At 75.0% G+C, this 10,621-nt stretch carries 10 protein-coding genes; 4 read left to right on the top strand and 6 right to left on the bottom strand.

The window, feature by feature from the left end; all coding sequences use genetic code 11:
* A complete protein-coding gene (locus ACFYYT_RS32985; RefSeq protein WP_351825910.1) occupies positions 1 to 1,113 on the bottom strand; it encodes an acyl-CoA dehydrogenase family protein in 1,113 nt (370 codons plus the stop codon).
* Between the two features lie 206 nt (positions 1,114 to 1,319).
* Here ACFYYT_RS32985 and ACFYYT_RS32990 point away from each other — a divergent pair, with 206 nt between their 5' ends.
* Complete coding sequence (locus tag ACFYYT_RS32990; protein ID WP_351825909.1) at positions 1,320 to 2,180, top strand: alpha/beta fold hydrolase; 861 nt, start codon at positions 1,320 to 1,322, stop codon at positions 2,178 to 2,180.
* A 48-nt stretch (positions 2,181 to 2,228) separates the two neighbouring features.
* On the opposite strand, the gene ACFYYT_RS32995 is transcribed toward ACFYYT_RS32990, so the two are convergent.
* Together ACFYYT_RS32995 and ACFYYT_RS33000 are read right to left on the bottom strand one after the other, a co-directional pair.
* Positions 2,229 to 3,332, bottom strand: coding sequence for a lytic polysaccharide monooxygenase (locus tag ACFYYT_RS32995; protein ID WP_351825908.1), 1,104 nt, complete (start codon positions 3,330 to 3,332; stop codon positions 2,229 to 2,231).
* Between the two features lie 269 nt (positions 3,333 to 3,601).
* Positions 3,602 to 4,084 carry a DUF402 domain-containing protein gene (locus tag ACFYYT_RS33000; protein ID WP_351825907.1) on the bottom strand — a complete coding sequence of 161 codons (483 nt, stop codon included), beginning with the start codon at positions 4,082 to 4,084 and terminating at the stop codon, positions 3,602 to 3,604.
* Between the two features lie 124 nt (positions 4,085 to 4,208).
* On the opposite strand from ACFYYT_RS33000, the gene ACFYYT_RS33005 reads away from it, so the two are divergent.
* Positions 4,209 to 4,595: a GntR family transcriptional regulator gene (locus ACFYYT_RS33005; protein ID WP_351825906.1), complete on the top strand. Its 387-nt coding sequence runs from the start codon at positions 4,209 to 4,211 to the stop codon at positions 4,593 to 4,595.
* Positions 4,596 to 4,615: 20 nt separating this feature from the next.
* Here ACFYYT_RS33005 and ACFYYT_RS33010 read toward each other — a convergent pair whose 3' ends face one another.
* Positions 4,616 to 5,713 (bottom strand): DUF5925 domain-containing protein, encoded by a 1,098-nt coding sequence (locus tag ACFYYT_RS33010; protein WP_351825905.1) that lies wholly within the window; start codon positions 5,711 to 5,713, stop codon positions 4,616 to 4,618.
* A 205-nt stretch (positions 5,714 to 5,918) separates the two neighbouring features.
* On the opposite strand from ACFYYT_RS33010, the gene ACFYYT_RS33015 reads away from it, so the two are divergent.
* Entirely contained in the window at positions 5,919 to 6,722 is an 804-nt protein-coding gene (locus tag ACFYYT_RS33015) for an SGNH/GDSL hydrolase family protein (RefSeq protein WP_351825935.1), read from the top strand.
* 18 nt (positions 6,723 to 6,740) lie between these two features.
* Here the strand turns inward: ACFYYT_RS33015 and ACFYYT_RS33020 are convergent, their stop codons facing one another.
* Positions 6,741 to 8,444, bottom strand: a complete 1,704-nt coding sequence (locus ACFYYT_RS33020; protein ID WP_351825904.1) for a serine/threonine-protein kinase — start codon at positions 8,442 to 8,444, stop codon at positions 6,741 to 6,743.
* A 270-nt stretch (positions 8,445 to 8,714) separates the two neighbouring features.
* Here ACFYYT_RS33020 and ACFYYT_RS33025 point away from each other — a divergent pair, with 270 nt between their 5' ends.
* Entirely contained in the window at positions 8,715 to 8,984 is a 270-nt protein-coding gene (locus ACFYYT_RS33025) for a hypothetical protein (RefSeq protein ID WP_266578052.1), read from the top strand.
* Positions 8,985 to 9,169: 185 nt separating this feature from the next.
* Here the strand turns inward: ACFYYT_RS33025 and ACFYYT_RS33030 are convergent, their stop codons facing one another.
* Positions 9,170 to 10,390, bottom strand: coding sequence for a CaiB/BaiF CoA-transferase family protein (locus tag ACFYYT_RS33030; protein ID WP_351825903.1), 1,221 nt, complete (start codon positions 10,388 to 10,390; stop codon positions 9,170 to 9,172).
* Positions 10,391 to 10,621 lie beyond the last annotated feature (231 nt).

A 10,621-nucleotide genomic window follows, 5' to 3' on the forward strand; every position in this document is an offset into this window, starting at 1 on the left:
TCAGGCGTCCAGGTCGGGCAGCAGGCGGTGGGCCGTCGCCGTGCGCAGCGGGGTGGTCTGGGCCTGGATCAGGTGGAACTGCGCCTCCCGGGAGAGCCGCCCCGCGGTGTGCCCGAACTGCACCGCCCGGCCGCCGGCCACGGCCACGCACGCCGCGGCCGCCCGCACCGCCAGGTCCAGGGACGCCGCCCGCAGGGCGAGCCGCTCCCCGGTGCCCTCCCGCGCCGGGAGCCGGTCCCGCAGGCCGTAGGCCTCGGCGCGCAGCCGGGCCGCCTTCCGCGCGAGCCGCAGGCCGAGTTCCTCGTACGGGGACGACCGGAGCAGGAAGTCCGCGGTGGCGCGGAGCTGACCGAAGACGGCCGGCTGGGCGTCGGCGTTCTCCAGGTCGTACGCCCGGATCCAGTCGGCCCGCGGCATCCGCCCGACCACCCGGGCATCGGGCACCCGGACCCCGCGCAGCTCGACCGAGGCCGTGTGCGTACCGCCCATCGCCCACAGCGGGTCCCCGCCGGAGCCGCTCAGCCCGCCGCCCGGGGCGGCGTCCAGCAGGACGAACAGCGCCTCGTCGGCCGGGGTGACCGCCCCCGCGTACAGGGCGTCCGCCAGGCCCCAGCCCGTCACCCACGGCACCCGGCCCGTCAGCCGCCACCCGCCGGGCACCCGCTCCGCCGTGACCGCCGGACGCGGATGGCGCAGGAACGCGAAGCCCGCCGTGGCGCGCCGCTCCCCGCGCAGCAGCGCGGGCAGCCAGTCGGCGCGCAGGGCGTCACCGGCCGGGCCGTCCGCCGCCAGCAGCCCCTTGACGGCCGGGACGTGCTGCGTCCAGACGAACCACGTCGACGGGTCCACGGCCGCCAGCACCTCGTGCACCTCCCGGCCCACCTGACGGGCCGTGAGCCCGCCCGCCGGATCCGGTTCGTATCCGATCAGCCCGTACGCGCCGCACGCGGCGAGCGCGTCCAGATGCGTACGCGGCACCCCGCCCGTGGCCGTGCGCTCCGCCTCCGGCCGCAGGACCCGTACCGCGGTCTCCGTGACGGCCGCGACCAGCGGGTCGGCCGCCAGGGGGGCGGGAGCGGCCAGGGCGGTACCGGCGCCGGGGGGTTCCTGCACGGCCACGATCACCTCAAGTCCGGATCTGGGGGCGCCCATTGTTCCCGAGGGAGGCTGGAGCGGGACTCGACACGACAGTTTTTACCGACGCGTAACTTCCCAGTCTTGCTACCCGCCCGTAATTTAGCGGGCAGCAGCCCCCCTTGTGATCCGGATCACGGGACGAACCCCCACGTATTCCCCTGGACCCGCAAGGAGATCACACGATGCTGCCCTGGAGACGCCTGCTCCGCCCGCTGGCCGTCCTCACCCTCGCCGCCGCGGCCCTCGTCGGCCCCACCGGCGCCGCACAGGCCGCGGCCCGCCCCAGCAGCGGCTGGAACGACTGGTCCTGCAAACCCTCCGCCGCGCACCCGCGCCCCGTCGTCCTCGTCCACGGCACCTTCGGCAACTCCGTCGACAACTGGCTGGGCTTCGCCCCGTACCTGGTCCACCGCGGGTACTGCGTCTACTCCCTCGACTACGGGCAGCTCCCCGGCGTGCCCCTCTTCAACGGCCTCGGCCCCATCGACAAGTCCGCCGGCCAGCTCCAGGTCTTCGTCGACAAGGTGCTCGCCTCCACCGGCACCGCCAAGGCCGACCTCGTCGGCCACTCCCAGGGCGGCATGATGCCGCGCTACTACCTGAAGTTCCTGGGCGGCGCCGCCAAGGTCAACGCGCTCGTCGGGATCGCCCCGGACAACCACGGCACCACCCTGTCCGGACTGACCCAGCTGCTCCCGTACTTCCCCGGCGCCCAGGACCTGATCAGCGCCGCCACCCCCGGACTCGCCGACCAGATCATCGGCTCCCCGTTCCAGAACAAGCTGAACGAGGGCGGCGACACGGTCCCCGGCGTGCAGTACACGGTGATCGCCACCCGCTACGACGAGGTGGTCACCCCCTACCGCAGCCAGTTCCTGGACGGGCCCGGCGTGCGCAACGTCCTGCTCCAGGACCTGTGCGCGGTGGACCTCTCCGAGCACGTCACCATCGGCCTCACCGACCGGATCGCCTGGCACGAGGCGCTCAACGCCCTCGACCCGGCGCACGCCGAACGGACCACCTGCGCGTCGGTCCTCGACTGACGCGCGGGCGGTCCGGGCAGGCGGTCCGTCAACCCGGCGGACCGCCGGTCAGCGGCCGTGACGGCCCGCCGCGGACCGGCGGCGGGCCAGGGCGAACAGCACGGCCGCACCCGCCGCCAGCGCGCCGGCTCCGGCGACCGCGAGCGCCGGGGTGGCGCCGTTGCCGCCCGTCTCCGCGAGGCCGTCCCCCCGGGAACCGGCCGCGGAGGGCGAGGAGACCACGGACGGGAGCGGCGAGCCGGCCGCCGAACCGTTCGTCTTCGGGTCGTTGTCGCCGTGGCCGTGGTGCTCCACGGAGGACTTCCCGGCGCCGTCGGAGATCTGCCGGTCCGTCGGCGCCTTGGCCGGCGGGGCGCCGTCCCCCTCGGCCGCGGGGCCGCCGGGCACGGCGGGCGCTCCCGAGGGCCCGGCGCCCGGCGCGGCCGAAGGCCGCGTGCCCGGCGTGCCGCCGCCCGGGGTGGCTCCCGTACCGGCTCCCGTACCGGCCCCCGTACCGCCGCCCGCCGCGCCGTCCTTGCCGAACACCACGTCCGAGCAGGTGTAGAAGGCCTCCGGGCTGTCCGAGCGCTGCCAGACGCTGTAGACGAGGTGGCGGCCCGTCTTCTTCGGGACGGTCCCGCTGAAGACGTAGTCGCCGTTCTGCATGCCGGGGTCCGTGACCTTCGCGAAGGGCGCGGGCTCCAGGTCGGACCACTTCAGCGGCTTCGACGGGTCGTAGCCGTCCTTCGTCACGTACAGCTCGAAGGAGCCCTTGTGCGGGGCGGTGCCCTTGTAGCGGAAGGTGTGCGGGCCGGCCGTCATCGGGCTGGCCGGCCAGTCCGCGCGCGCCAGGTCCAGCCCCTTGTACTTGCTGTTGCCCGCCGAGCACAGCTGCCCGTCCGGGATCAGCTTCCGGCTCTGCCCGGCCGCGTTGGCGATGTTCACCGCGTTCCAGTCGTAGAACGCCTGCGCCCCGCTCGCCGCCACGGCGGCCTTGCACGCCGCCGACTTCGGCGCTTCCGGCCCCTCCGCGTAGCAGGCCGCCACCCGGCTGACCGGGTCCGTCATCGAACCGTGGGCCACCGCGGGCCCTGCGGCGTACGCGGCCACCGCGAGCGGGGCGAGACCGGCGGAGGCGATACGGACGGCGCTGCGACGACGGGACGCGGGCATGGGTGGATCTCCTTCGGGCACACGGCGGGGGCACGCCAGCGGACGGAACCGGCCGGCACGCCGCCGACCCCGGACCGGGGCCCCGACAGCGCCTCGATCCCTCCCTGGCCCCGCCAAGCTAGCCCGCCGACCGGGCCGTCAGGGCCGCTCCGGGCGCCTGCGGGCGATCCTTAGGGTCCCTTTAAGGCGGCGGTAAGAGCCCCCTCAGACAGGCGCCCCCGCCGCACCCCCGCCGCACCCCGGCCGCGCCCCCGACGGGGCCCCCGCCGTCAGGCGAGCAGCGCCGCCAGACCCCCGGCCGACCGCGCCTGGGCGTCCAGGGTGTCGAGCGCGCGGACCGCCCGGGCGGCGGCCTCCGGGTCGGTGGTGGCGAGGCCGCTCGCCGCGAACTCGTCCTCGTCCAGGCGCAGGGCGGGTCCGCCGTCCGCGGGCACCCACAGGTCCAGGTCCAAGTCGTCGACGAGGATCTCGCCCGCGCGGACCAGCGCCGGGCGGGTCACGTCGCAGTACCAGCCCTTCATGACGCCCGCGCCGCTCCACACCTCCTTGACCGCGAACCAGCGCGTCCGCCAGAAGTGCTCGACGAACACGTCGCCCGGCTCGAAGCGCACGAAACCGAAGTCCCGTACGCCCTCGGCCGCCCAGGGGGCGCGCACCGAGATCCGGTCGCCGTCGTCGCCCACCTCCACCGCCGGGTAGCTGATCTTCGTGCGGCCGGCCTTGGTGAGGGTGACGGTCCATGCCGTGGTCATCGTGTGCCTCCCAGTTGCTTCGTGAAGCGCGTCCCGGCCGATCGGAACGGAAACGGTCACGGGGCCGACGTTACGTTCGCGCGCTCGGCCCGCGCCCGCGAATTAATGGGGGACAATCGGCCGCGTGACCTCGACCAACCTCAGGATCAGGATCGACGGCTCGGCCGGCTCGGCCGCCCCGTACGAACAGCTGCGCGCACAGATCGCGGACCGGGCCCGGACCGGGAAGCTCCCCGCGGGCTACAAGCTGCCGACGGTCCGGGGACTGGCGGAGGAACTGGGCCTGGCCGCGAACACGGTGGCCAAGGCCTACCGGGCGCTGGAGGCCGACGGGGTGATCGAGACGCGGGGCCGCAACGGGACGTTCGTCGCCGCCCCCGAGGGCTCGTCCCGTCAGGCGGCGCAGGCCGCGCAGGCGTACGCGGAACACGCCCACCGCCTCGGCCTGACCGAGGCCGAAGCCCTCGAAGCCGCCGCCACCGCCCTCCGCGCCCGCTACGCCGCGGCTTAGGACCCGTCGCCGTACTCCCCCTAGAGGTAGAGGCCCGCCTCGGAGTCGTGCGGCTGGAGCGGGAGGACCGCCGCCGGGCCCGTGCCGCGGCGCAGGGCGAAGAGCTCCGCCAGGGTCGCGCCCTCGCGCGAGACCCCCTCCGCCGTGCCGAGCCACTCCACCGCCTCCGGCCGGGTCAGCGGGCCGACCTCGATGCGGGCCAGGCAGCGCCCCGGGCGGACGACCGCGGGGTGGAGCCGTTCCAGGTCCTCGTTGGTGGTCACGCCGACCAGCACGTTGCGGCCCTGGCCCAGCAGACCGTCCGTCAGGTTCAGCAGCCGGGAGAGCGCCTGACCGGCCGTGTGCCGGGCCTCGCCGCGGATCAGCTCGTCGCAGTCCTCCAGCAGCAGCAGCCGCCAGCGCCCCTTCGCGGAGCCCTCGTCCTCCCCGATGGCGATGTCCATCAGGTAGCCCACGTCGTTGAACAGCCGCTCCGGGTCCAGGACGCAGTCCACCTGGCACCAGTCCCGCCACGACCGGGCCAGCGTGCGCAGCGCCGAGGTCTTCCCTGTGCCGGGCGGCCCGTGGAGCAGCAGCAGCCGTCCCGCGATGTCGTCCGGGGTGACCTTCATCAGCCGGTCCATCGCCGAGGCCACCGGCGCGGTGTAGTTGGGCCGCACCTCCTCCCACGTGCCCGCGGAGATCTGCCGGGTCGTGCGGTACGGGCCACGGCGCGGGGAGACGTACCAGAAGCCCATCGTGACGTTGTCGGGCTGCGGTTCGGGCTCGTCCTGCGCCCCCTCCGTGGCCTGCCCGAGGACGCCCGCGGCGAGTTCGTCGCTGACGGCCGTGACGGTCACGTCGGCGCCCCGGCTCCAGCGGGAGACGAGCAGGGTCCAGCCCTCGCCCTCGGCGAGGGTGGCGCTGCGGTCGGTGTCGCGCGCCGAGCGCAGCACGGTCGCGCGCGGCGGCAGCAGCGTCGCCTCCGGCTTCACCCGGTCGATCGTCACGCTCTGCGCGTACGGCTGCTCGCCGGTCGCGAACCGGCCGAGGAACAGGGCGTCGACGACATCCGACGGTGAGTCACTGTCGTCCACGTTCAGGCGAATCGGCAGTGCGTCCTGCGGGTCTGCTGGCATGGCGCCCATGATCCGGCACGATGTGCCCTCATGCACCCGTGTTTCGCCGGATCGGGTGCCCGTGTTCCCCCTTCAAACGCGACGGGCGTGAAGATTCCGGCTCGACCCTGCCCCGAACATTCTTGGCATGGACACTTCCACAGAGGCGCGGCTGCTTGTACCACGGACTCAGGAGTAACCCCCACAAGGAGCCGCATCCATGAGCATCAGACTGTCGCGCGTCGCCGCCCTCGCCTCCTCCCTGCTCCTCGCCGCCGGAGCCGCCCTCCTGGGAGCCGGCCAGGCGGCCGCCGCCCAGGCCGACTTCGGCTACGTGGCCCTCGGTGACTCGTACTCCTCCGGCGTCGGCGCCGGCGACTACGACGGCGCCAGCGGCGACTGCAAGCGCACCCCCCGCGCCTACCCGGCCCTCTGGGCCGCCGCCCACTCCCCCCAGACCTTCTCCTTCGCCGCATGCTCGGGCGCCCGTACGGGTGACGTCCTCTCCGGGCAGCTCGCCCCGCTCAACTCCGGCACCGACCTCGTCAGCATCACCATCGGCGGCAACGACGCCGGATTCTCCGACGTCATGACGACCTGTGTGCTCCAGTCCGAATCCACCTGCGTCAGCCGTGTCAACCAGGCGAAGGCGTACGTGGACTCCACCCTCCCCGGCCAGCTCGACCAGGTCTACAACGCCATCCACAGCCGGGCCCCCGGCGCCCACGTGGTCGTCCTCGGCTATCCCCGCTTCTACAAGCTGAACGGAAACTGCGTCACCGGCCTCACCGAGGGCGAGCGCGGCGCCATCAACGGTGCGTCCGACTACCTCAACGCCGCCATCGCCAAGCGCGCCGCCGACCACGGCTACACCTTCGCCCCGGTCGCCACGGCCTTCACCGGACACGAGATCTGCTCCGGCGACGCGTGGCTGCACAGCCTCAACTGGCTCAACATCGGCGAGTCCTACCACCCCACGGCCGCCGGACAGTCCGGCGGCTACCTGCCCGCCTTCACCAGCAAGGCCTGACGGGCGGCCGGACGCCGCTCAGGGAACCGCCACCGGCGCCGGCGCCGGGGGCGGGCTCCCGCTCGGCGCGCCGGAGGCAGGAGGGGAGGAGGCCCCGCCCGTCGGGGTCTCCTTCTCGCACGTCACGGAGAACTCCAGCCAGGGGGAGGCCTTCTGCACCGGCCGGCGCACCTCCAGCCGGACCGCGTCGGCGGAGGCGGCCCCCGGTGTCCCGCCCGACTCGGTGTGGTTCAGCTGACGGGTCCGGGGCCCGTCCGCCTCGTACACGATGCTCCGCCACTCCGGTTCGGGGGAGGCGCCGCCGCGCGTGACCCAGCGGTACTCCACCACGGCGGGCGTGACCGCCACTTCCAGCGTCCCCGTGAAGGCCGGCGCGCTCACCTCGGGCGGCGGGCAGGCGCCGGTGTAGGCGGCGCGCAGGGTGTGCACGTAGACGGTGACGTCTTGCGCGGGCGTGGGACTCGCGGACGCCGAGGGCGTGGGCGAGGGCGTGGGCGAGGGGCTCGGCGAGGGCGGGGCGGACGCCGGGGCCGAACCGGATCCCGCCGCGGGCGCCGAAGCCTGCCCCGGACCCGGACCCGGGCCCGCGGCCCCGGCGGAAGACCCGCCGCCGGAACCGGCCCCGCGCACCAGGAGCCACACCAGCAGGGCCAGGACCAGCAGCAGCGCCACGCTCCCGACGGCCAGCACCAGCCCGGCCCGCCCCGGCTCCTGCCCCTGCGCCGACGACCGGGGCCCCGGCCCGCCGCCGGTCACCGCGAGCGGCAGCGGCAGCGGCGTGGTCGCCGCCCGGGGCCCGTAGGGCGCGTCTCCCCGGTGCAGGACGGCCGTCGGGGCCTCCGAGCCCGCCACCGCCGGGCCGGGCACCCGTACGGCGCCGCCCGCGCCGATGATCCGCAGCATCCGGGCCGCCTGCGCCGAGGTCAGCCGCTCCCGCGGATCCTTGCGCAACAGCCCCTCCAGCACGGGCTCCAGCGCACCGGCCCGGCGCGGCGGCGGCAGCTCCCGGTCCACCACCGCCTCCAGCGTGGCCAGCGGGGTGTCCCGCCGGAACGGGGAGACCCCCTCCACGGCGGCGTACAGCATCACCCCGAGCGACCACAGGTCCGACTCCGGGCCCGGCTCACGGCCCAACGCGCGCTCCGGTGCCAGGAATTCGGGGGAACCGACCACCTCGCCGGTCATCGTGATCGCCGACGACCCCTCCAGGCTCGCGATCCCGAAGTCGCTCAGCACCACCCGCCCGTCATTGGCGACCAGCACGTTGGCGGGCTTCACGTCGCGGTGCAGCACCCCCACGTCGTGCGCGGAGCGCAGTGCGGCCAGCACCTGCTCGCCGAGGTGCGCGGCCCGCTGCGGGTCCATCGGGCCCTCGCCCTCCAGCACCTCCGCCAGCGAGAGCCCGCGCACCAGCTCCATGACGATCCACGGACGCCCGTCCTCGGAGGCCACGTCGTAGACGGTCACGACCCCCCGGTGCGAGACCCGGGCCGCCGCCCAGGCCTCCCGCTCCAGCCGCCGGTACATGCGCGCCACCTCGGCCGCGTCGAGGCCGGCCGGCGCCCGTACCTCCTTGACCGCGACCTCGCGGCCGAGCACCTCGTCCCGGGCCCGCCAGACGACGCCCATGCCGCCACGGCCCAGCGGGCCGAGCAGCCGGTACCGTCCGGCGACGACACGCGCGGCCGCGCCGTCTTCGTTCGCCTCTTCGCTCCCACTCACGCCTACCCCCAAGCGTCACCGGGTGATCACTCCAAGTTAGCGCAGTGCGGGCTCGGTGGCCCCGGTCGTGACGACACTCTCCGGACGTCCTCACGGAGCGTTCGCCAAGTCCGCCCGTTGCTGCGGAGAGTGACGACTGACTCCGCTGAGTAATCGTCAACTACCCGTAACTACAGGGGTAATTCACACCACCGGGATACCCGAGTGTGACGCCGGGGCGATAGGGTTAACCTGCCCGGGCCGGGTGCCCTCGTACGGGTGGGGAGAGACATGGAACAGATAGCAATGCGCAGCAGGCCGCCTCGCGTGCCTGCCATCACCTGCGGCAGCAGCGCGGTCAGCTCGCGCCTCGACCGCCATCTCGCCGTGCTGGGCGGTCCCGCCGTCCCGCACCACGAGACGGCCGAGGCGACCCTGCTGATGCGCGAGCTCACCTCCCGCGACCACACGCACGTCCAGCGGAGCCGGAGCGCGCGCGTCGCGCTGTTCGCTCCGCTGCGCAGGCTGCGTCGCACGCTCTTCGGCAGCCGCCGCTCGTAACTGTCCCCGCGGCGCGGCCGGTCCGGCCCGGCCGCACCCCGGCCCCGTCTCCCCTCCGGCGCCGGCGGGTCCCTCCGGCGCCCCCGGAAACCCCCGGCGGTTCCGGACCCCGAGGGCTCCGGAAACCCCGGCGGTTCCGGAAACCCCGGCGGTTCCGGAAACCCCCGAGACCCGCATCCCCGGCCTCAGGCGATCACACCGTCCCGGCGCAGTGCCGTGATCTGCGCGCCCGTCATCCCCAGGGCGCGCAGCAGGGGGTCGGTGTGTTCGCCGAGCGCGGGCACCGCGCCCATCCGCGGTTCCGCGCCACCCGGCAGCCCGATCGGCGGCAGCAGCGCCCGCAGCGGGCCCGCCGGTGAATCCACCTGCCGCCAGCGGTCCCGCGCCGCCAGCTGCGGGTGCCCGGCCAGCCGCGCCACCGAGTTGAGCCGCGCGCACGCGATCCCGGCCGCCTCCAGCCGCCCGATCGCCTCGTCCGCCCCGAGCCGGCCGAGGGCCTCGGCCACCACCGCGTCCGTCTTCTCCCGCCCCCGCGTGCGGGCCGCGTTCGTCGCGTACGCCGGGTCCTCCGCGAGGTCGGGCCGCTCCAGCACCTGCCGGGCCAGCCGGCGCCACTCCCGGTCGTTCTGCACCGAGAGCAGCACGCGGTCACCGTCGGCCGTCGCGTAGGCGTCGTAGGGCGCGATCACGGCGTGCGCGAGGCCCGTCCGTACGGGCTGTTCCCCGCCGTGCATCGTGTGGTGCAGCGGATGACCCATCCACTCGGCGAGCGCGTCCAGCATGGACACCTCCACCGGCCCGCCGCGCCCGGTCGCCCCCCGGCGCAGGAGGGCGGCGAGCACCCCCGAGAAGGCGTACATGGCCGCGGCGATGTCGGCCGCCGGGATGCCCGCCTTCACGGGCCGCTCCGGGGTGCCGGTCACCGAGACCAGCCCGGCCTCGCACTGCACGAGCATGTCGTACGCGCGCTTGTGGGCGTACGGGCCCTCGGGTCCGTAGCCGGAGATGTCCACCGCGACCAGCCGCGGGTACCGCGCGCACAGGGCGGCCGCGTCGAGCCCGAGCCGGGCGGCGGCCCCCTGCGCGAGGTTCTGGACGAAGACGTCGGCGCCGTCCAGCAGCCCGTGCAGCACCTCCAGCCCGCGCGGGTCCTTCAGGTCGAGCGCGATCGACTCCTTGCCGCGGTTGGCCCACACGAAGTGCGAGGCCAGGCCCTGGGCGGCGGTGTCGTAGGCGCGCGCGAAGTCCCCGCCGTCGGGGCGCTCCACCTTGACGACCCGGGCGCCGAGGTCGGCGAGCTGGCGGGTGGCGAAGGGCGCGGAGACGGCCTGTTCGACGGCGACGACGGTGATCCCGGCGAGGGGGAGGGGAAGCGGCTCGGCGCCGGAGGCCGTTTCGGTGTCCATGTCCATGCCCGATCCCTATCCCGCCGCCCCCCGCCCTGTCACCCCCCACCGCGCGACAGACAGCCCGGACGAGCCCCGCCGGCGGTGTTCGGGGCGACGGGACGGCCCCGGGCCCCGCCGCCCGGGCCGTCCGCCGGGCTAGTGCCGCGTCAGGCAACGTTCGCCCCGTCGCGGCGTCCGGCACGCCCTCTCGCCGCACCGGCCGAAAGCCCGAGTACGTCCAGTACGAGC

The sequence above is a fragment of the Streptomyces sp. NPDC002032 genome (genome assembly GCF_042890765.1).
Lineage (GTDB): Bacteria > Actinomycetota > Actinomycetes > Streptomycetales > Streptomycetaceae > Streptomyces.